The following is a 19,672-nucleotide window of genomic DNA, read 5'->3' on the forward strand; positions in this document are numbered from 1 at the left end:
GCGACGTCCTAGAACTCGACGCTCAGCGTCGCCATCAGCTTGCGGCCGGTGCGATAGACGCCCCGCGGCAGGCTGACCGTATTGGCGTAGGCGTAGTATTCGCTGTCGAGCAGGTTCTGACCCGACACCGTCAGGCTGACCCGATCGTTGAAGGCGTAACCCGCCGTGGCGTCGAGCCCGGTGTAGGCGCGGACATACATGTCGTCGCCGCGATCCACCCCGGTGAAGTACTTGGACCGCCAGGTGTAGGTCACGCGCGCCGAGAAGGGCCCCTGTTCGAAGAAGGGGCTGATATTGACCTGGTGCTTCGAGTTGAAGGGCAGGTCCTGACCGTTGTCGGCGCTGCCGTCGACGTAGGTGTAGTTGGCCAGCAGGCCCAGGCCGTAGGCGTAGTTCTGCTGATAGGCGAAGGTCGCGCCCTTCAGGTCGGCCGAACCGGCGTTGGTCGGACGGCTGATCTGATAGGTGGTGACGGCGTTCTGGGCCTGGTTGAAATGCTCTTCCGGCGCGGTCTTCTGCAGGATGTAGTTGTCGATCTTCTTGTAGAAGATCTCACCTGACAGGATGGCGTCAGGGGCGAAATACCATTCGGCGGCCGCGTTCAGGTTGGTCGACTTGTAGGGGTCGAGGTCCGGATTGCCGCCGCCGCCGGTCAGGATCTGATCCGACAGCCAGAAGTAGTTGGACATGTCCGCATAGTTGGGACGCGAGATGACCTTGGCCGCCGCCAGACGGATGATCAGGTCGTCCGAGGCGTTGATGGCGACGTTCAGGCTGGGCAGGAAGTCGTCGTATTCCTTGCTCTTGACGCTCCACTCCCAGTCGGCCGCGGTCGTGCCGCAGCCGGTCGCCGTCTGATTGACGCAGACATAGCCGCCGCTTTCCGACTCCGTGCGGACATAGCGCAGACCGACGTTGCCGCGGATACGATCGCTCTCGAAGTCCGCCTGGGCGTAGACAGCGTTGATCGTCTCCTGGACGTTCCAGTTCTGGGCCGTGAATTCGGCGTTGCCGAAGACGGTCGGCACCGGCGCGGCCTGCCACGGACGCAGGTATTCCCCGGCCTCGATGTAATCGGCCAACGCCTTTCCATCGATACGGAAGCGGGTCTTCATCTGGTCGTTCGCCCCGTCGAAGCCGTCCAGGTAATTGCCCGGAACCTGACTGGGGTTGAACATGGCGGCGCTGTCCGGCGCGCCATAGATCTGAACCGTCACGCCCGACATCTTCTGGTCGGTCTCATGCTGACGATACTTGTAGCCGAACTGGAAGCGGTTGAAGAAACCGTCGCGATCGAAGCCGAGATCGGCCTGGGCGTAGGTCTCCTCGTCCATGGTCGGCTTGGAGACGATGTTGCCGCCCCAGCCGGCGTTGTAGCCGGTCGGACCGACGGACGGATCCCCGCCGCCCCAGCCGCCGTCGAACGCGAACTTCGACGCGTCGTTCAGGACATCGCCATTGGCGTAGGTCAGGACGCCGGGCGACCCCGGAGCGCCGGTGAAGTCCACCGTATAGTCGGCCCAGTTCAGGAACTCGCCGAACAGCTGACGCTGCGTACCGCCGTCAGCCTTGGTGTAGCCGATGTCGCCCGACAGGTCCCAGCCGTCGCCGCGATACTTGGCGTCGAAGTGGTAGCTGTCCGAGGTCATGGCCGCCTCGCGATACTGGATGTCCAGCACGCTGAGCGCGTTCTTGAAGGAGGCCTTGGTGATGACGTTGTTGTCGACCTGGATGTCGGTCAGGGCGCCCAGGCTGTTCCACGTATTGCCCTGGAAGGCGAACAGGGCCTGATTGATGTTGTCATAGGTGGCGTCGATGCGCAGCCAGTCGAAGTTCAGATCCAGGCTGTCGTTCGGACGCCACTGGACCGCCACGGTGTAGCTGTTGCGCTCCCGGCTCTGCTCGAAGAAGTGGGTGCCGAAAGCGTTCAGCCCCTTGGCGTTCGGATTGGCCAGCAGGGTCGTGGCGCAGGTCCCGACGCAGTTGCCGTTGGCGATCGAATTGCCGCCCGGATTTTCGGCGTTGCCGCCGGCGTAATAGCTGGCCGGAATGGTGCCATAGGCCTCGAGCCCGTCCCGGCGCAGGTCGTCAGCGGCGCGTTGGGCCGAGACCAGGACGCCGAAGGTGCGGTCCTCGTTGCGCCAGCCGCCCAGGAGAGACAGTTGCGCGTCGCCGCTCTCGGACCGGTCATTGTAGAGATAGGTCACGGCGCCCGACAGGGTGTGCCGACCCAGGTCCAGCGGGCGCCGGGTCGAAACATCGACGGTGCCGCCGATCGACCCTTCGTCGATGCGGGCCTCGGGCGACTTGTAGACCTCGACCTTGCCGACGATCTGCGGCGCCAGCAGGGCGTAGTTGAAGGTCCGCCCCGGCTGATCGAGAATGAACCAGTCCGCCGAGGCGACCGTCTGGCCGTTCAGCAGGGTGCGGTTCAGCGCCGGGTCCGTGCCCAGGATCGAGACCTTCTCGCCCTGACCGAAGGCGCGATCGACCGTGACGCCCGGAATGATGGTGATGGCCTCGGCCACGTTCGAGCTGGGGAACTTGCCCACATCCTCGGCGGTGACGACGTCAATGATGGCGTTGGCGTTGCGCTTGGTGTCGATGGACTGCTGCAGCGACGCGCGGATGCCGGTGACGACCACCTCATCGACCGTGGTGGTCGGCGCATCCTGGGCGGCGGCGGCGCCGGCGACCAGCGCCAGGGCGCTGACGGAACCGGCAAGCAAGGCGTGACGGATACTCATGGCGCTGGATCTCCCCTCCAGAGACCTGCCCCCGCAGGTCCGACCTACCCAATTCAAGACCAATATGGTCCGCCTCTCTTTCGTCAGGATCGAGAGAACATGGGAATTGACGGGAGAGTTTCACCAAAGCGTCGCATCCTGCAAGACCAAAATTCACATTGGGCCTAAACTTTCTTCATATTGGTCCTTGATTGGTCGCGTGACATGGGTTCAGATGCGGTCGTCGGGATGCATTTGGGGGAAAAGGTCATGGCGTTCCTGGAAGCCATCGGATCACTGGACGCGCAGCGGCCCGCGCCCCTGTATCAGCAGTTGCAACAGGCGGTGCGTCAGGCCATCGAGCGCCGCGCGCTGAAGCCTGACGACGCCCTGCCGCCCGAACGCGATCTGGCCCACGAACTGTCGGTGTCGCGCATCACCATTCGCAAGGCGTTCGACGGCCTGGTGGCCGAGGGCCTGCTGACCCGGCGCCAGGGCGCGGGCACCTTCGTCGCCGCCCGCGTCGAAAAGAGCTTCTCCAAGCTGACCTCCTTCTCCGAAGACATGGCGGCGCGCGGACGCAAGGCCACCAGTTCCTGGCTGAGCCGCAGCCAGGGATCGGTCACGCCCGAGGAATCCCTGACCCTGGGCCTCAGCCCGGGCGCTCCGGTCTATCGTTTCCATCGTATTCGCTACGCCGACGGCTCGCCCATGGCGCTGGAGTATTCGACCGTTCCCGCCAGCTGCCTGCCGGACGCCGAGACGGTGGACGCCTCCCTCTATCAGGCCCTCGCGGCGAGCGGGCGCCGACCCAACCGCGCCCTGCAGAGGCTGCGCGCCGTCCTGTTCACCGACGAACAGGCCGAGTTGCTGGGCGTCGCCCGCGGCGCGCCGGGCCTGCTGATCGAACGGCGCGCCTTCCACAACGGCGAGCCGGTGGAAGTGACCCAGTCCTATTATCGCGGCGACGCCTACGACTTCGTCGCCGAACTCAACGACGGACCCGCCTGATGCGCGCCGAAGACACCCGGATGTTCGCCGAGGCCGCCGCCTCCGGTCGCCTCGTCGCCGCCCAGCTGGCCGCCAACGCCGGCGTCATCGCCCAGGCGGCGAAGCGCCTGCGCATGCACCCGCCGACCGCCGCCCTGATCTGCGGCCGGGGCAGCTCCGACAACGCGGGGGTCTTCGCCCGCTATCTGATCGAAACCGAGGTCGGGGTCATGACCAGCCCCATGCCCCTGGCCGTCAGCTCGGTCTATGGGCGCGCGCCCCATGTGCCCGACGGCCTGTGCCTGGCCGTGTCCCAGTCGGGCAAGAGCCCCGACCTGGTCGCCGCGGCCGCCGGCGCGCGCGCGGGCGGCGCCTTCGTCATCGCCCTGGTCAATGTGGAAGATTCGCCTCTCAGCCAGGTGGCGGACCTGACCATTCCCTTGCGCGCCGGCCCGGAACTGTCGGTCGCCGCCACCAAGAGCTTCATCGCCAGCCTCAGCGCCATCGCCCATCTGATCGCGGAATGGAGCGGCGACGCCGACCTGTCCGCCGGCCTCGGGAGCCTGCCGCGACAACTGGACGACGCCTGGGCCCAGGACTGGTCCCTCACCCTGCCCGCCCTGACCGAGGCGACCAGCCTCTATGTCGTCGGACGCGGCGTCGGTTTCGGCGTCGCTCGCGAGGCCGCGCTGAAGCTGAAGGAGACCTGCGGCCTGCATGCCGAGGCCTTCTCCACCGCCGAGGTCCGTCACGGGCCGATGGCCCTGGTCAAGACCGGCTTCCCCGTCCTGCTGCTGCCCCAGTCGGACGCCACGCGCGGCGACGCCGAGGATCTGGCCGCCGACTTCGCCCGACGCGGCGCCCGGGTCTTCTTCGCCGGGGCCACGACCGCGCCGGGCGTCGTCTCCCTGCCCACCGTCAGCACGCACCCGGCGCTGGAACCCATACTGCTGATCCAGAGCTTCTATCGTCTGGCCGCCACGCTCTCGACGGCGCGCGGCTTCGATCCGGACCGCCCGCCCTATCTCAACAAGGTGACCGAGACGGTTTGATGCCCACACTTCTGGCCAACGGCCCCATCCTGACCGACGGCGCCTTTCGCGACGATCACGCCGTGGTCGTCGACGGCGCCCGCATCGCCGCCGTGGGACCGGAAGCCCGCCTGCGCGAAGCCTTTCCGGACGCCGCGGTTCGAGACCTGAAGGGCGACCGGCTGGTTCCGGGCTATATCGACACACAGGTCAACGGCGGCGGCGGCGTCCTGTTCAATGACGCGCCCACGCCCGAGACCATCGCCCGGATCGGCGCCGCCCATCGCCGTTTCGGCACCACCGGCTTCCTGCCTACCCTGATCAGCGACGAGCTGTCGGTCATCGACCAGGCCATCGACGCGGTCGAGCAGGCCATGCTTGAGGGCGTGCCGGGCGTGCTGGGCCTCCACATCGAAGGCCCCTTCCTCAACGTGGCGCGCAAGGGCATCCACGACCCGAACAAGTTCCGCACCCTGGATGATGACGCCGTGCGCCTGCTGACGCGCATGAAGACCGGCCGCACCCTGATCACCCTGGCGCCGGAGACCACCACCCCTGACCTGATCACAGCCCTGGTCGAGGGCGGCGCCCTGGTCGCGGCCGGCCATACCGACGCCGACTATCAGACCATCCGCACCGCCCTGGACGCGGGCGTGACCGGGTTCACGCACCTGTTCAACGCCATGTCGCCCCTGACCAGCCGCGAACCCGGCGTGGTCGGCGCGGCCCTGGAAAGCCAGACCGCCTGGTGCGGAATCATCGTCGACGGCCATCACGTCGATCCGGTGGTGCTGAAACTGGCCCTGCGCTGCCGTCCGGCCGACCGCTTCATGCTGGTCACCGACGCCATGCCCAGCGTGAACGCCCCCCATCCCGGCGACGGGGAGGATCACTTCTACCTGCAGGGCCGCCGCATCTCGGTGAAGGACGGCGCCTGCCTGGACGAACGCGGCGTTCTGGCCGGTTCCGATCTCGACATGGCCGCCGCCGTCCGCAACGCCCGCGATCTGCTGGGCCTCGACCTGCCGACCGCCGTCATGATGGCGTCCAGCGCCCCCGCGGCCTTCCTCGGCCTGTCGCACGAGCGTGGCCGGATCGCGCCCGGCCTGGCGGCGGACCTCCTGGTGCTCGACAGCGACCTGTCCCTGGTCGAGAGCTGGATCGACGGCGTCGTCCAGCGCCCCTGACGTCCACCGCCAGACGTCCGCCGTCAGACGTCGACGGCGGCGTCCAGGGCGTTGTCCTGGATGAACTCGCGGCGAGGCTCCACCACGTCGCCCATCAGCTTGGCGAACAGGTCGTCGGCGTCGTCGCCATGCTCGACCTTGACCTGCAGCAGGGTGCGGGCGTTGACGTCCAGCGTCGTCTCCCACAGCTGCTCGGGGTTCATCTCGCCCAGACCCTTGTAGCGCTGGATGGCCATGCCCTTCTTGCCGGCGTCCAGCACGGCGTTCAGCAGGTCCAGCGGCCCGCGGATCGTCGTGGTCTTGTCCTTGCGGCGATAGACGGCGGGCTGGTCGAACAGGCCCTCAAAGGTCGCCGCGCGTTCGGCCAGACGGCGGGCGTCCAGCGAGCGCCCCAGCTGTTCGTCCAGGACGATGGTCTCGCTGACGGCGCGGCGAACGCGGCTGAACACCACCCCGCCCTGCTCGGCGCGGTCGCCCGACCACGGGCCGTCGCCTTCCTCGGCATAGAGGTTCAGGCGCGTCGCGGCGTTGGCGGCGCGCGTCTCCAGCTCGCCGGCGCTCTCGGTGAACAGGCCGGCCAGGGCCCCCTGCTCGATGGCGAAGGCGGGGGCGCGGGCGGCCAGACGATCGACCAGGGCCTTGAAGGCCTTGGCCTCGCGCACCAGGGCCTGCAGGTCCAGACCCATGCGGCGTTCGCCGGTCGACAGGTCCAGCTCGGCGTCGGCGCAGCCTTCCTCGATCAGATAGGCGTCCATCTCCGCCTGATCCTTGACGTAGCGGTGCTGCTTGCCCTTCGACACCTTATAGAGCGGCGGCTGGGCGATATAGACGTGGCCGCGTTCGATCAGCTCCGGCATCTGACGATAGAAGAAGGTCAGCAGCAGGGTGCGGATGTGGGCGCCGTCGACGTCAGCATCCGCCATCAGGATGATCTTGTGATAGCGCAGCTTGTCGGCGTTGAAGTCGTCGCGGCCGATGCCGGTGCCGAGCGCCAGAATGAGCGTGCCGATCAGGTCCGACGACAGCATCCGGTCAAAGCGCGCGCGCTCAACGTTCAGGATCTTGCCGCGCAGGGGCAGGACGGCCTGGTTCTCGCGGTTGCGCGCCTGCTTGGCCGAGCCGCCTGCGGAATCGCCCTCGACGATGAAGAGTTCGGACTTGGCCGGATCGCGTTCCTGACAGTCGGCCAGCTTGCCGGGCAGGCTGCTGATCTCCAGCGCCGACTTGCGGCGGGTCAGGTCGCGCGCCTTGCGGGCGGCTTCACGCGCCGAGGCGGCCTCGATGATCTTGGACACGATCATCTTGGCCTCGACCGGGTGCTCCTCGAACCAGGTGCCCAGGCCTTCCGAGCACAGGCTCTCGACCGCCGGGCGCACCTCGGACGACACCAGCTTGTCCTTGGTCTGCGAGCTGAACTTGGGATCCGGCACCTTGACCGACAGGACGCAGGTCAGGCCCTCGCGTGCGTCCTCGCCGGTCGGCGCGACCTTCTCCTTCTTGGCCAGGCCCGAGCTCTCGATATAGCCGCCCATGACGCGGGTCAGGCTGGCGCGGAAGGCCGACAGGTGGGTGCCCCCATCCCGCTGCGGGATGTTGTTGGTGAAGCACAGCATGGTCTCGTGGTAGCTGTCGTTCCACCACAGGGCCAGGTCCAGCTCGATGCCGTCCTTCTGGCCGCGAATGACGATGACGTCCTTCAGGATCGGGGTCTTGGACTTGTCGAGGTGGCGCACGAAGGCTTCGACGCCGCCCTCATAGTGCAGCATGATCTCGACCGGCTCGGCGCCGCGATGATCCGACAGCTTGATGACCACGCCCGAGTTCAGGAAGGCCAGCTCGCGCAGGCGGTGCTCCAGCGTCTTCAGGTCGAAGTCGATGTGGCTGAATGTGGTGACCGACGGATAGAAGGTGACCTCGGTGCCGGTCAGCAGACGGCCCTTGTCCTCGCGCATCGGCGCGTCGCCGATGACCGCCAGGGCGCGCACGGTCTCGCCGCGCTCGAAGCGGACGCTGTGCTTCTTGCCGTCGCGATAGATGACCAGCTCCAGCCAGTCGGACAGGGCGTTGACCACGGACACACCCACGCCGTGCAGGCCGCCGGACACCTTGTAGGAGTTCTGGTCGAACTTACCGCCGGCGTGCAGCTGGGTCATGATGACCTCGGCGGCCGAAACCCCTTCCTCGGCGTGGATGGCGGTCGGGATGCCCCGTCCGTTGTCGGTCACGGTGACCGAACCGTCCTCGTTAAGGGTGACCGTCACCAGGTCAGCGTGGCCGGCCAGGGCCTCGTCGATGGCGTTGTCGACCACCTCATAGACCATGTGGTGCAGGCCCGAGCCGTCGTCGGTGTCGCCGATATACATGCCCGGGCGCTTGCGCACCGCGTCCAGGCCTTTGAGAACCTTGATGGAATCGGCGCCGTATTCCGGCGAAGTCTCAGTCTGGTCGGTCATGAAAACGTCGGCTCAAGGTCCGCGGACGGACAGGGAAAAGACAGCCTTCCAGCCATCCGCGTCAGGTCGCAAATCACCGCGCCCCGACACCGATAACATATAGGAAATTCGACGGGAAAAGCGAGCCTTTAGGGTCAGCCGGACAGGCCGCCGCCTTCCACCGCAACGAACTGCGCCCGCCCTTCCAGCGCGGCGAACAGGCTGCGCTCCGTCCCCGTCATGAAGGCCTGCAAACCCAGCGCCTCGATCTCGTCGAACAGGGCGGCGCGGCGCGCTTCATCCAGATGGGCCGGGGCCTCGTCCAGCAGCAGGACCGGCTGCGCCTTCACTCCCTCGTCCTGACCCGCCAGCCGCCCGACCTGGGCCAGGATCAGGTTCAGCACCAGGGCCTTCTGCTCGCCCGACGACCCCTCGGCGGCGGGCCGGTTCTTCTCTCGGTGCAGCGCCGTCAGGTCCGAGCGATGCGGCCCGAACAACGAGCGGCCGGCCGCCGCATCGCGCGCCCGCGCCCGCACAAAGCCCTCGCCCAGCATGCCGACCACATCGGCCTCGTCCGCCCCCGCCGCCGCCATCTCCTCGGCCGCGCCGGTCAGGCCCAGATCAGCCTGGGGAAAGGGCCGGTCGTCGCGCGCGTCGATGCCCGCCTGCAGCGCCGCCAACGCCCGCGTCCGCGCCACGGCGGCCCGCGCCCCGGCCTCGGACAGCCGCGCCTCCAGCGCATCCAGCCACAGGGGGTCGGCGGGCCTTCCCTCCGCCCCGTCGGTCAGCAGCTTCAGCCGCTCGCGCAGGGCCTTTTCATAGGTCGAGACCGTGGCTGCATGATCAGGATCGGCGGCGAAGACCAGCCGGTCGAAGAACCGCAGCCGCCCCGCTCGCGCGTCGGAAAACAGCCGGTCCTGCTCGGGCGTGGCCCAGACCGGGCGCAGATGGTCCAGCAGCCGTCCCGGCGGGGCCGTCTCGCCGTCGATGCGGACGACGCGCCGCGCCGCGCCCGGCGTCTGCACCCCGGTGCCCAGACGCACCTCCTCGCCGTCTTCATCCAGCGTCACCATGACGGCCCAGGCCCGGCCCACGGCCTCGCCCGGCTCGCGCCGCCCCATCTCCTGCGCCGTCGCCCCGCGCAGCCCCTTGCCGGGGGTCAGCAGGCTGATCGCCTCCAGCAGATTGGTCTTTCCCGCCCCGTTCGGCCCATGCAGCACCACGGCCCCGCCGGAAACCGGCAGGCTGGCGCTCGCATAGGAACGGAAATCGGTCAGGGCGAGGGAGGTGATCACCCGCCCTCTCTATCGGGCTGGACCACAGGCGTCACGCCTCGCCCGAATAGCGAACTCGCCAGGCTTCCAGCGTCGCGCAAACCGCCTCCGCCCCATCCTGCCAACCCCAACCGAGATCGCAGTCGAGCGTGGTGGTCCTCTCTCCCTCTGCCCTGAAGCCTTCCCACACCGGATTGCCGTTGAAGGCGTCGTCCTGATGATCCCAGCCGACAACATCATGCATGCTGGCGGCCGGACGCTCCACGCGAAACTGCTTCACCTCGTCCCATCGGACAAAACGAGAGTGGCCACGGACATGCGAACGGAAGCCCGACCGCCCCAAGGTAATGGTGTCCCCCCACCATATCGCACGTATGGCGAAGCCGAGTTGAAGGGCGACGACAACCAAAGGCACAAGGCCCAACGCCGACAAGAACGGCTCCTCACGGAACCCGTCGAGAAATACCTCCCGCCCCATGGTGACCCACAAGAACCCGTGGATTCCCGCCAGAAAACAGAGACCGACGGCAGAAATGGCGACCCCTGCAAAAGTCCGCCATCGCGCCTTTCGTATCACCGTGACCGGTGGGCCGCCGTTTTCAGACATGCAGCACCACGGCCCCGCCGCAAACCGGCAGGCTGGCGCTCGCATAGGAACGGAAGTCAGTGAGGGCGAGGGAGGTGAGGCTCAATCTATCCGCTCATCCCGGCGGACGCCGGACCGGCCTGTCGGCCCACACCCTCACGTCCCGTATCGCGCTTTCCAATCATTCAACACCTCCAGCAGGGCGTCCGCTTTCAGTTCATAGACTGGCAACAGGCGGCCATCGGCTTCTGACGGCAACCCACGGAAAACCCATAGACCGAAGTTCACGCGCTGAGGTTGGTCAGTCACCGCATACAGCACGTAGGCATACACCGGCGCACGAAGGACCCAGAATCTATCGACGTTGCTCCAACGCACGAGCGGTCGCTGCTTCAGACCCATCACCCGAAACCCCTCTGCCGAAAGTACGAGGTTTGCGGGAAACAGCGCGCCAACCAGAATCTGGACGGCGAACAAGCCAACGACAGCGCCCCAAAACCAGCCGAACAACGACAGCAGCGGGTCCTCCGCCCTTATCAGGGCGAAGGCGAGCGATGCGTACAGTACAAACAACAGCATCTGCCAGGCTTTTGGCAGACGCCGAGCGACTACGACCCGCTCACTCACACCCGCAGCGGCATCAGCACGTACTGCACGCCCGGATCGGCCGGGTCCAGCACCAGGGTCGGGCTGGCCGGGTCGGCGAACTTGAAGTGGGCGGTCTCGCCGGTGATCTGGCCGGCGACGTCCAGCAGGTAGCGGGCGTTGAAGCCGATCTCGAACGGCTCTTCGGAATAGCCGATCTCGACCTCTTCCTCGGCCTGGCCGGCTTCCATGTTGCGAACGGTCAGCTTCACCCGATCATTGTCAAAGGCCAGCTTCACAGAGCGGCTCTTCTCGGCCGAGATGGTGGCCACGCGGTCGACGGCCTTGGCGAACAGGGCGTTGTCGATGTCGGCCTGCTTGTCGTTGCCCTTGGGAATGACGCGCAGATAGTCGGGGAAGGCGCCGTCGATGACCTTGGAGGTCAGGCTGGCGTGGCCGAACTCGAAACGGATCTTCTGGGCCGAGACCTGGATCTCGACCGAACCGGCGCCGTCGTCCAGCAGGCGGCGGACCTGATCCACGGTCTTGCGCGGCACGATGACGCCCGGACCGCCCGCCGCGCCTTCCGGCGCCGGGGTCTCGGCCAGGGCCAGGCGGTGGCCGTCGGTGGCCACGGCGCGCAGCAGCGGAATGCCGCCGTCGGACACGGTGTGCAGATAGAGGCCGTTCAGATAATAGCGCGTCTCTTCGGTCGAGACGGCGAAACGGGTCTTGTCGATAAGACGGGCCAGGTCCTCCTTGGGCAGGCTGTAGCGCGCGCCCGAGGTCTCGGTGGACATGACCGGGAAGTCGCCGGCCGGCAGGACCGGCAGGTTGAAGCGCGAACGCCCGGCCGAGATGACCAGACGCGGATCGTCGCCCGAATAGGTCAGCGAGACCTCGGCGCCGTCCGGCAGCTTCTTGACGATTTCATACAGGGTGTGGGCCGGGGCCGTGATCTGGCCCTCGACGTTCACCTGAGCCTCGGCCTCGTCGACCATCTCCATGTCGAGGTCGGTGGCGGCGAAGGACAGGCGGTCGCGCCCGGCGCTCAGCAGCACGTTCGACAGGATCGGAATGGTGTTGCGGCGCTCGACCACGCTCTGAACGTGCCCGAGGGCTTTCAGGAGCGCGGAACGTTCGATGGTCAGCTGCATGTGGTCTCGCCCGGGCCGCGACGCCTTTTTCAGCGTCGCCGTAAGGATGGGCTGGAACACTAGCGCATTGAGCGGCGGGGGCAACGGGGGGCCGACATCCTGCGACGTCTACCCCCGCTATCCACAGGCCTGCGGTGGCGCTTTAGACGCGCCGCTTGCGCGCTGCTTCCCTTTTAGCCGCGCAGCTTGCGCGTCAGGGCTTCCACGTCGCGGGCGATCTGCTCTTCCTTGGGCATCAGCTCCTCGATCTTGCGCACGCCGTGCAGGACGGTCGTGTGATCGCGCCCGCCGAAGCGACGGCCGATGTCGGGATAGGATCGGGTCGTGTGCTGCTTGCACAGGTACATGGCGATCTGGCGCGGGCGGGCGATGGCGCGGGTGCGGCGCTCGCTCAGCAGATCGGCCTGCTTCAGGTTGAAGTGGTCGGCGACCGTCTTCTGGATCTCGTCCACGGTGATGCGGCGCTCGGGTCCGCCGCGCAGGGCGACGCCCAGCAGGCTCTGGGCCTCATCCACCGTCAGGGCCGACAGGCGGGCGCCGGCGACGGCGGCCAGGGTGTTCACGGCGCCTTCAAGCTCGCGCATCGAGCCGGGGGTGCGGTCCACCAGATGCTCCAGCACCTCGGCGCGGGCCTCGCCCGAGACGACGCCCAGCCGGGCCAGGGCGTTCAGACGCGACTGGGCCACGGCGATCTTCAGGCTGCGGTCGGCGGCCTCGACCGGGCAGGTCAGGCCGGCGGCCAGATGGCTGCGCAGACGCGGCTCGACGTCGGTCAGGGCGGTCGGGGCGCGGTCGGCCGACAGGACGATGCGTTTGCCGTCCTCGATCAGCGAGGTCAGGGTGTTGAGCAGCTCTTCCTGGGTGCTCGTCTTGCCGCCGACGAACTGGACGTCGTCCAGCAGCAGCATGTCGGCCGAGCGCAGGCTTTCCTTGAAGGCCGCGGTCGAGCGATCCTGCATGGCGCGCACGAAGGTCGACAGGAAACGCTCGGCGGTCAGATAGACCACCTTGGCGTCCGGGCGCAGGCGCTGCGCCTCCCAGGCGATGGCGTTCAGCAGGTGGGTCTTGCCGTAGCCGTAGGGGCCGCAGAAGAAGACCGGGTTGAAGTGGCCGTCGGCCCAGCTGGCGACCTGTTTGGCGATGGCCAGGGCGAAGGCGTTGCCCTGCCCCTCGACGAAGCTGTCGAAGGTCAGGCGCTCCTGCAGGCCGGCCGCGCGCACGGCGCGGGCGCCGTCGGTCGAGGGGGCGAAGGTCGAGGCGTTGAGGGCGGACACCGGCGCCGGCGCGACCACGCCGCCCACCGAGGCCAGGCGCGGGGCCTCGCCGGCGGGGAAGGCGGTGGCCGGGGCGGGCGAGCCCACCTCGGCGCGGCAACGCACGTCCAGACGACGCGACAGGCCGTCCAGGCCCAGCCACAGCTCGTTCATGCGACGCAGGGCGTTCTTGCGCACCCAGTCCCGCGCATAGGCGGTCGGCGTCACCAGGATCAGATTGCCGTTGGCGTCCAGACGCACGGCCGAGGGCGCGATATAGCTGCTGAAGGGCCCGTCGCCGATCTCGGTCTTCAGGCGGCCGGCCGCCTCGTTCCAGATACGGTCAGGATCCGTCATGCCCGTCATTAGTGCGCCCCCGATCATTCTCAGACACCCGCCAGAGTAAAGTTTAGTCCACCGAACGAACGCCCTTCGAAGCGGTCCAGTCCGGGACGACTTCTCCTGCCCCGCGAAGCCAGGCTTCGCGAGTGGGGTCGTACTCACAGACAGACATCTCCCGCCGAGGGAAACCGTTGATTTCCCTCGCCTTCATCCAGATTGGATGGAAGTGCGTTACCCCTCGAACTTACGCACAGCGGAGCGGAGATCAACGCTGATTCGAGTCGAGATTCGCACTTAAATTGTTTGACTCCGGCAAACCTCGGCAGCGCTTGGGAAAATGGCGATTTCGCCCCATTCCCTAACGCCGGATTCCGTAAAATTCCGCATGCGACTTAGCAGCGAACAGCAAGACGGCGAGGGAGCTTGTGCTTCCTCGCCGTTGAAATCGTTAGATTTTCTTGCGACAACCCCGTTACGGGTCGTCCGAACGCGTTAAATGACGTCGTTTGACAAAGACGTGAAAGCCCGTCCGACGTCGCCTAAATCAGGCGGCCGACAGCTTCTTCAGCTGGGCGGCCAGGCGCGAAACCTTGCGCGAGCCGGTGTTCTTGTGAACCACGCCCTTCGACACGGCGCGCATCAGTTCCGACTGGGCCGTGATGAAGGCGCCCTTGGCGGCTTCGACGTCGCCGCCGGCCAGAGCTTCCTGGAACTTGCGGAGGTAGGTGCGAACGCGCGTACGGCGGGCCTTGTTCACTTCGGTCCGCGCTTCGATCTTGCGGATCGCCTTGCGGGCGCCTGCATTGTTGGCCATCGGGTAAAAACCTTCGAACGAAAACGCCGCGAACCCACGTCCACGGCGAGGAAATCTCAAGAGCGGGCGGCTATAGCGGAAAGGCTCCGGCCGGTCAACGCGACCCGGCCGGAATTGAGTCGGGGCCTGGGTTTGGGCGGGCTCTAGCGCCCCGTGAAGGCCGGCTTCCGCTTCTCGACGAAGGCCGCCATCCCCTCCTTCTGGTCGTCGAAGGCGAACAGGGAGTGGAACAGGCGGCGCTCGAACACCACCCCTTGCGCCAGGGTCGTCTCGAAGGCGGCGTTGACCAGCTCCTTGTTGGCCATGACGGCCAGGATCGACTGCCCGGCGATCTTGGCGGCGGCGGCGCGCGCCTCGTCCAGCAGGACGTCAGACGCCACGACGCGCGACACCAGACCGGCGCGCTCGGCCTCGGCCGCATCCATCATCCGCCCGGTCAGACACATGTCCATCGCCTTGGCCTTGCCCACGGCGCGGGTCAGGCGCTGCGAGCCGCCGATGCCGGGGGCCACGCCCAGGTTGATCTCGGGCTGGCCGAATTTCGCCGTCTCCGAGGCGATGATGAAGTCGCACAGCATGGCCAGCTCGCAGCCGCCGCCGAGCGCATAGCCCGACACGGCCGCGATGATCGGCTTGCGGAAGCTCGCCACCCGGTCATGGGCGCGGGCGAAGAAGTTGCCGCGATACATGTCGGCATAGGCCTGATCCGCCATCTCCTTGATGTCGGCGCCGGCCGCAAACGCCTTCACCGAGCCGGTCAGGACCACGCAGCGCACGCTGTCGTCGTCGGCTACGCTTTCCAGAAAGTCGCCCAGCTCGCCGGTCAGGGTCGTGTTCAGCGCATTCAGCGCCTCGGGCCGGTTCAGGGTGACGACCGCATAGCCCTCGGCATGGCGTTCGATCAACAGGGTGGAATAGGCGTCGGCCATCTGGGCGCTCCTCACAATCGTTGAGCTGAGGTCTAGCGCCTCAGCCCTCCCACTGGAACACCTCGCCGATCTCGACGCCGAAGACCTGGGCGATGCGGAAGGCGGCCTCCAGGCTGGGCGAGTACTTGCCCTGCTCCATGGCCACGATGGTCTGACGCGTCATGCCGATGCGCGCGGCCAGGTCCGCCTGGGTCATCTCGCCGGCATGGAAGCGCAGTTCGCGGATGCGGTTCTTTATAGGCGGCGGCGCCTTGCCCATCACCGCCCCCGCTTCAGCAGGGCCAGGGACAGGGCCCATCGCGCCAGTTCCGACAGCATGATGCAGCCCAGCACCGTATTGGCGACCAGCACCAGCCCATTGCCGGGGATCATCCACCGCGCCAGCCCCTCGGGCCGCACGCTTCCCCAGAAGCCGACGCCGTAGGCGACTGCCGAGACCGTCACCAGCAGGCCGATCAGCAGCATCAGCGAGACATGGCTGGCCTGCAGCGTCGCCACGCCCTCGCGCTCATCGCGCGCCCGACGCTCGGCCTTGGAGGTCGTCAGCATGGCCAGGGCCGTCAGCCCGCTCTCCAGCACCACCACGGCGATCAGACCCAGGGCGAACAGCCCGCCCATGTCGGCGGCGAAGTCGGCCTGTTTCAGCCCCCCGGCCAGCACCCGCTCGGAAAACTTCCAGCCATAGGCGCCCCAGACCGCCAGCCCGGCGATGATGGCCACCCACAGATGTTTCTCGCGAAAGCTCATGACGCGCTCCTCGTCCTTCGCCGCTCAGCCGACCCGACGCAGCAGGGTGATCTGGGTCGCGTGACGCACCACCTCGGCCAAGGCCAGGGCGAAGATCACCCCATTGGCCGCCAGCAGCATGGCCGCCGCCAGGGGCTCCGCGCCCAGCAGATCGGGATGTTTGCGCGCATAAATATAAGCAAAGGCCGCCAGGCCGCCGAGCACGGCGCTCATGGTCAGAAAGGCCGCCTGACTGGCCTTCAGGGCCACGCCCTGCTCGCGCTCGTCGACCACGGACCGCTCGGCCTTCGAGGTGCTGATCGCCGCCAGGATGGAAAAGCCGACATGGGCCGCAAGGCTGAAGCCGATGCAGACCCCCATGGTCCACAACACCAGATCCTGGGTCAGCAAACCGTCCGCCGCCCTCAGCCCCAGCCGCACGAAATAGAAGCTCCACACCGCCGAAGTGGTCAGCAGCACGCCCCACGACAGTTTTTCCCTGAACGACATTGCCGCCCCCTTCTTGAATCCAAGCGATGAGGCGATGTCGCACAACGCAGACACCGTGTCTATTATTTTTTACATCACGTCGGATTTTTCCGACACATCACGTCTTCTGGCAGACCGGACAGAAGAAGGTCGAGCGTCCGCCCTGGACCACGCGCTGGATCACGCCGGAACAGCCCTCCGTCCGGCACGGCGCGCCCTCACGGCCATAGACGTCGAAGCGGTGCTGGAAATAGCCCTGACCGCCCTCGACATTGGCGAAGTCCTTCAGGGTCGAGCCCCCCGCCGCGATGGCGTCGGCCAGGACGTTCCTCACCTCGGTCGCCAGCCGCTCCAGCCTGGGCCGGCCGACCTTGCCCGCCGCCGTCAGCGGCGAGATGTGCGCCCGATAGAGCGCCTCGCACACATAGATATTGCCCAGCCCCGCCACGATCCTCTGGTCCAGCAGGCTGACCTTGATGTTCTGCGCCTTGCCCGCGAAGGCCTCGGCCAGATGGGCGGCGGAAAAGCCGTTGCCCAGCGGCTCCGGCCCCAGACCCGCGAACCAGGCGTGGCCCTCGACGCCCTCGCTCGGGATCAGCCCCATGAAGCCGAAGCGCCGCGCGTCGGCGTAGCCCAGCCGCGTCAGCACTCCGCCGCGGTCGGCGGTCAGGCTCATATGCTCGTGCTTGCCCGCGACCGGCGCATCCGTCTCGAACCGCCCGGGCGCTGCGCCCTCCAGGGTGAACCGCCCGGTCATGCCCAGATGCGTCACCCAGGTCTCGCCGGTCGACAGCGGAAACAACAGATACTTGGCCCGCCGATCCAGCCGCAGCACCGTCGCCCCGTCCAGCCGTTCGACGAACCGCTCGGGAAAGGGAAAGCGCAGGTCCGGCCGGTTTTGCCGCGCCGCCGTCAGCCGCGCCCCCTCCAGCACCGGCTCCAGACCACGCCGCACGGTTTCGACTTCGGGCAATTCAGGCATGGGAGAAGAGGTAAGGCCTGACGCGGTGAGAGAGAAGAGGCCGCCGACATTCCACCGCGACCCGTTGTCACGGCCGCGCTTTCAGGATTACCTCCGCCGCGACAACGGAAAGAACCCCGCATGACAGACAGACCCGCCGGAACCGGCAAACGCATCGAACTGACCATCCGCGCCCTGATCCTGGGCTGCTTGCTGGCGGCGGTCTTCACGGCGGCCAACACCTATCTGGGCCTGAAGGTCGGCCTGACCTTCGCCTCAGCCATTCCGGCGGCGGTCATCTCCATGGCCCTGCTGCGCGCCTTCAAGGGTTCGACCATCTGGGAGAACATGACAGTTCAGACCGTCGCCTCGGTCGGCGGCGCCATGAGCTCGATCATCTTCGTCCTGCCCGGTCTGGTCATGATCGGCTGGTGGATGAACTTCCCCTTCTGGGAGTCGGTGGCCATCTGCGTGCTCGGCGGGGTGCTGGGCGTGACCTTCTCCATTCCGCTGCGCCGCACGCTCGTGGTCCAGGGCGGCCTGCCCTACCCCGAGGGCGTCGCCGCCGCCGAGGTGCTCAAGGTCGGTTCGCCCGGCGCCGATGAATCCGCCGAAGCCGTGCGCGAGAACCGCTCGGGCCTGTTCGTGGTGATCGGCAGCGCCATCGCCTCGGCCTTCTTCGCCTTCCTGGCCGCCGCCCGCGTCTTCGCCGCCGAGACCACCGCCTTCCTGCGCCTGCCCGCCGCGCTCGGCGGCGGCGCCACCGGCGTCGGCTTCTCCATGCAGTTCGCCCTTCTGGGCGCCGGTCACCTGATCGGTCTGGCCGTCGGCCTGACCCAGCTGTTCGGCCTGATCCTGGCCTGGCTGATCTTCGTCCCCATCCTGACCTCGCCCGAGTTCGTCGCCTGGGCCGCCGCTCACGGCGTGCCGTCCATCGCCGGAACCCTGCCCGCCGGCGCCCCGGCCGAGGAACTGGCCATGACCGTCTGGGCCCGCGAAGTCCGCTTCATCGGCGCCGGCGTCATCGGCGTGGCCGCCCTGTGGACCCTGGCCAAGCTGGCCGCCCCCCTGGTCGCCGGCCTGACCTCGGCCATCGCCGCCCAGACCAAGCGCGCCCACGGCGAGGTTCTGGACCGCACCGAGCAGGACATTCCGATCAAGATCGTCGGCCTGCTGTCGGTCGCCGCCCTGGTCGGCATCGCCGTCCTGCTGGCCGTCTTCGCCCAGGGCACAGCCCTGGCCGGCTCGACCCCCCTGCTGGTCGTCGGCGGTCTGATCTATGTCGTGGTCATCGGCTTCGCCGTGGCCGCCATCTGCGGCTACATGGCCGGCCTGATCGGCTCGTCCAACAGCCCGGTGTCGGGCGTCGGCATCCTGGCCATCATCATCGCCTCCCTGCTGATGCTGGGCGTCATGGCCGTGGCCGGCGTGCCCGCCGATCCGTCGATCATCGCCTTCGCCCTGATCGTCACCGCCGTGGTCTTCGCCGTGGCCGTCATCTCCAACGACAACCTGCAGGACCTCAAGACCGGCCAGCTGGTCGAAGCCACCCCCTGGCGTCAGCAGACGGCCCTGCTGGTCGGCGTCGTCGCCGGCGCCCTGGTCATTCCCTTCGTGCTGGACATGATGAACCAGGCCTTCGGCTTCGAAGGCGGCCCGCCCGCCATCGTCGAGGGCTCGCAGACCCTGGCAGCGCCCCAGGCCACCCTGATCTCGGCCCTGGCCAAGGGCGTCATCAGCGGCGAGCTGCGCTGGGACCTGATCGGGATCGGCGCCCTGGTCGGCGTCGGCGTCATCATCCTCGACGTGGTCCTGCGCCGCGCCACCCGGGACAAGATCAAGCTGCCGCCGCTGGCCGCCGGCATCGGCGTCTATCTGCCGGCCGCCGTCACCACCATGCTGGTCGTCGGCGCCGTCTGCGGCTGGGCCTATGACAGGTGGATCGCCACGACCCGCTTCGCCGAGGTCGGTCGCCGCATGGGGGTCCTGCTGGCCTCGGGCCTGATCGTGGGTGAAAGCCTGTTCGGCGTCTTCACCGCCGCCGTCATCGTCAGCACACGGAACGAAGCGCCCTTCGCGCTGCTGCCCAAGGACGCCGCCTGGCCCGCCATGTGGGCCGGTCTGGTCGCCTTCGCGGTCCTGACCTTCGCCCTCTACTCGTGGATCCGCAGCCGCTCGGCCAAGGTCTGA

The 19,672-nt window shown here is 67.5% G+C and carries 17 protein-coding genes; 4 read left to right on the plus strand and 13 right to left on the minus strand.

Translation table 11 applies throughout. The features are described from left to right. Positions 1 to 8: 8 nt before the first annotated feature. The gene (locus ACZ5XO_RS14690) at positions 9 to 2,747 is read right to left on the minus strand and encodes a TonB-dependent receptor (protein WP_464163136.1); all 2,739 of its coding nucleotides are present in this window, start codon (positions 2,745 to 2,747) and stop codon (positions 9 to 11) included. 249 nt (positions 2,748 to 2,996) lie between these two features. On the opposite strand from ACZ5XO_RS14690, the gene ACZ5XO_RS14695 reads away from it, so the two are divergent. Genes ACZ5XO_RS14695 through nagA form a run of 3 tightly spaced genes read left to right on the plus strand, consistent with a single transcriptional unit; the run spans position 2,997 to position 5,934 of the window. After that, positions 2,997 to 3,737 carry a GntR family transcriptional regulator gene (locus tag ACZ5XO_RS14695; protein ID WP_464163137.1) on the plus strand — a complete coding sequence of 247 codons (741 nt, stop codon included), beginning with the start codon at positions 2,997 to 2,999 and terminating at the stop codon, positions 3,735 to 3,737. After that, positions 3,737 to 4,768 carry an SIS domain-containing protein gene (locus ACZ5XO_RS14700; protein ID WP_464163138.1) on the plus strand — a complete coding sequence of 344 codons (1,032 nt, stop codon included), beginning with the start codon at positions 3,737 to 3,739 and terminating at the stop codon, positions 4,766 to 4,768. The genes ACZ5XO_RS14695 and ACZ5XO_RS14700 overlap by 1 nt, the downstream gene beginning before the upstream one ends. Continuing rightward, positions 4,768 to 5,934, plus strand: a complete 1,167-nt coding sequence (gene nagA, locus ACZ5XO_RS14705; RefSeq protein ID WP_464163139.1) for an N-acetylglucosamine-6-phosphate deacetylase — start codon at positions 4,768 to 4,770, stop codon at positions 5,932 to 5,934. The genes ACZ5XO_RS14700 and nagA overlap by 1 nt, the downstream gene beginning before the upstream one ends. A 23-nt stretch (positions 5,935 to 5,957) precedes the next feature. On the opposite strand, the gene gyrB is transcribed toward nagA, so the two are convergent. From gyrB to mutM, 12 genes are all read right to left on the minus strand, one after another. Beyond that, positions 5,958 to 8,387 carry a DNA topoisomerase (ATP-hydrolyzing) subunit B gene (gyrB, locus tag ACZ5XO_RS14710; RefSeq protein ID WP_464163140.1) on the minus strand — a complete coding sequence of 810 codons (2,430 nt, stop codon included), beginning with the start codon at positions 8,385 to 8,387 and terminating at the stop codon, positions 5,958 to 5,960. Between the two features lie 134 nt (positions 8,388 to 8,521). Further along, positions 8,522 to 9,661, minus strand: coding sequence for a DNA replication/repair protein RecF (gene recF / locus ACZ5XO_RS14715; protein ID WP_464163141.1), 1,140 nt, complete (start codon positions 9,659 to 9,661; stop codon positions 8,522 to 8,524). Positions 9,662 to 9,692: 31 nt separating this feature from the next. Continuing rightward, a complete protein-coding gene (locus tag ACZ5XO_RS14720; RefSeq protein ID WP_464163142.1) occupies positions 9,693 to 10,247 on the minus strand; it encodes a hypothetical protein in 555 nt (184 codons plus the stop codon). A 135-nt stretch (positions 10,248 to 10,382) separates the two neighbouring features. Next, positions 10,383 to 10,805 (minus strand): hypothetical protein, encoded by a 423-nt coding sequence (locus tag ACZ5XO_RS14725; protein WP_464163143.1) that lies wholly within the window; start codon positions 10,803 to 10,805, stop codon positions 10,383 to 10,385. Positions 10,806 to 10,849: 44 nt separating this feature from the next. Next, a complete protein-coding gene (gene dnaN / locus ACZ5XO_RS14730; RefSeq protein ID WP_464163144.1) occupies positions 10,850 to 11,968 on the minus strand; it encodes a DNA polymerase III subunit beta in 1,119 nt (372 codons plus the stop codon). Positions 11,969 to 12,141: 173 nt separating this feature from the next. Next, on the minus strand, positions 12,142 to 13,578 hold the full coding sequence (gene dnaA, locus ACZ5XO_RS14735; protein WP_464163145.1) for a chromosomal replication initiator protein DnaA: 1,437 nt from the start codon (positions 13,576 to 13,578) through the stop codon (positions 12,142 to 12,144). Between the two features lie 529 nt (positions 13,579 to 14,107). Next, complete coding sequence (gene rpsT / locus ACZ5XO_RS14740) at positions 14,108 to 14,377, minus strand: 30S ribosomal protein S20 (RefSeq protein WP_292085084.1); 270 nt, start codon at positions 14,375 to 14,377, stop codon at positions 14,108 to 14,110. 143 nt (positions 14,378 to 14,520) lie between these two features. Further along, positions 14,521 to 15,306 carry an enoyl-CoA hydratase gene (locus ACZ5XO_RS14745; protein WP_464163146.1) on the minus strand — a complete coding sequence of 262 codons (786 nt, stop codon included), beginning with the start codon at positions 15,304 to 15,306 and terminating at the stop codon, positions 14,521 to 14,523. A gap of 40 nt (positions 15,307 to 15,346) precedes the next feature. Further along, the gene (locus ACZ5XO_RS14750; RefSeq protein WP_105562742.1) at positions 15,347 to 15,565 is read right to left on the minus strand and encodes a helix-turn-helix transcriptional regulator; all 219 of its coding nucleotides are present in this window, start codon (positions 15,563 to 15,565) and stop codon (positions 15,347 to 15,349) included. Then, positions 15,565 to 16,053: a hypothetical protein gene (locus ACZ5XO_RS14755; RefSeq protein WP_464163147.1), complete on the minus strand. Its 489-nt coding sequence runs from the start codon at positions 16,051 to 16,053 to the stop codon at positions 15,565 to 15,567. Before ACZ5XO_RS14755 ends, ACZ5XO_RS14750 begins: the two co-directional genes overlap by 1 nt. 24 nt (positions 16,054 to 16,077) lie before the next feature. Continuing rightward, complete coding sequence (locus ACZ5XO_RS14760; protein WP_464163148.1) at positions 16,078 to 16,542, minus strand: hypothetical protein; 465 nt, start codon at positions 16,540 to 16,542, stop codon at positions 16,078 to 16,080. A 97-nt stretch (positions 16,543 to 16,639) separates the two neighbouring features. Then, positions 16,640 to 17,503: a bifunctional DNA-formamidopyrimidine glycosylase/DNA-(apurinic or apyrimidinic site) lyase gene (mutM, locus tag ACZ5XO_RS14765; protein WP_464163149.1), complete on the minus strand. Its 864-nt coding sequence runs from the start codon at positions 17,501 to 17,503 to the stop codon at positions 16,640 to 16,642. Positions 17,504 to 17,623: 120 nt separating this feature from the next. On the opposite strand from mutM, the gene ACZ5XO_RS14770 reads away from it, so the two are divergent. Continuing rightward, positions 17,624 to 19,672 carry an OPT family oligopeptide transporter gene (locus tag ACZ5XO_RS14770; RefSeq protein ID WP_464163150.1) on the plus strand — a complete coding sequence of 683 codons (2,049 nt, stop codon included), beginning with the start codon at positions 17,624 to 17,626 and terminating at the stop codon, positions 19,670 to 19,672.

The sequence above is a fragment of the Brevundimonas sp. T2-11 genome (assembly GCF_055397675.1).

Bases quoted from the DNA above. Each gene is read 5' to 3' on its own strand.
- ACZ5XO_RS14725 (WP_464163143.1), bottom strand. From the start codon at position 10,805: ATGCTGTTGTTTGTACTGTACGCATCGCTCGCCTTCGCCCTGATAAGG.
- rpsT (WP_292085084.1), bottom strand. From the start codon at position 14,377: ATGGCCAACAATGCAGGCGCCCGCAAGGCGATCCGCAAGATCGAAGCG.
- ACZ5XO_RS14695 (WP_464163137.1), top strand. From the start codon at position 2,997: ATGGCGTTCCTGGAAGCCATCGGATCACTGGACGCGCAGCGGCCCGCG.
- dnaN (WP_464163144.1), bottom strand. From the start codon at position 11,968: ATGCAGCTGACCATCGAACGTTCCGCGCTCCTGAAAGCCCTCGGGCAC.
- ACZ5XO_RS14690 (WP_464163136.1), bottom strand. From the start codon at position 2,747: ATGAGTATCCGTCACGCCTTGCTTGCCGGTTCCGTCAGCGCCCTGGCG.
- ACZ5XO_RS14720 (WP_464163142.1), bottom strand. From the start codon at position 10,247: ATGTCTGAAAACGGCGGCCCACCGGTCACGGTGATACGAAAGGCGCGA.
- ACZ5XO_RS14755 (WP_464163147.1), bottom strand. From the start codon at position 16,053: ATGAGCTTTCGCGAGAAACATCTGTGGGTGGCCATCATCGCCGGGCTG.
- dnaA (WP_464163145.1), bottom strand. From the start codon at position 13,578: ATGACGGATCCTGACCGTATCTGGAACGAGGCGGCCGGCCGCCTGAAG.
- mutM (WP_464163149.1), bottom strand. From the start codon at position 17,503: ATGCCTGAATTGCCCGAAGTCGAAACCGTGCGGCGTGGTCTGGAGCCG.
- nagA (WP_464163139.1), top strand. From the start codon at position 4,768: ATGCCCACACTTCTGGCCAACGGCCCCATCCTGACCGACGGCGCCTTT.
- ACZ5XO_RS14760 (WP_464163148.1), bottom strand. From the start codon at position 16,542: ATGTCGTTCAGGGAAAAACTGTCGTGGGGCGTGCTGCTGACCACTTCG.
- gyrB (WP_464163140.1), bottom strand. From the start codon at position 8,387: ATGACCGACCAGACTGAGACTTCGCCGGAATACGGCGCCGATTCCATC.
- ACZ5XO_RS14770 (WP_464163150.1), top strand. From the start codon at position 17,624: ATGACAGACAGACCCGCCGGAACCGGCAAACGCATCGAACTGACCATC.
- ACZ5XO_RS14745 (WP_464163146.1), bottom strand. From the start codon at position 15,306: ATGGCCGACGCCTATTCCACCCTGTTGATCGAACGCCATGCCGAGGGC.
- ACZ5XO_RS14750 (WP_105562742.1), bottom strand. From the start codon at position 15,565: ATGGGCAAGGCGCCGCCGCCTATAAAGAACCGCATCCGCGAACTGCGC.
- ACZ5XO_RS14700 (WP_464163138.1), top strand. From the start codon at position 3,737: ATGCGCGCCGAAGACACCCGGATGTTCGCCGAGGCCGCCGCCTCCGGT.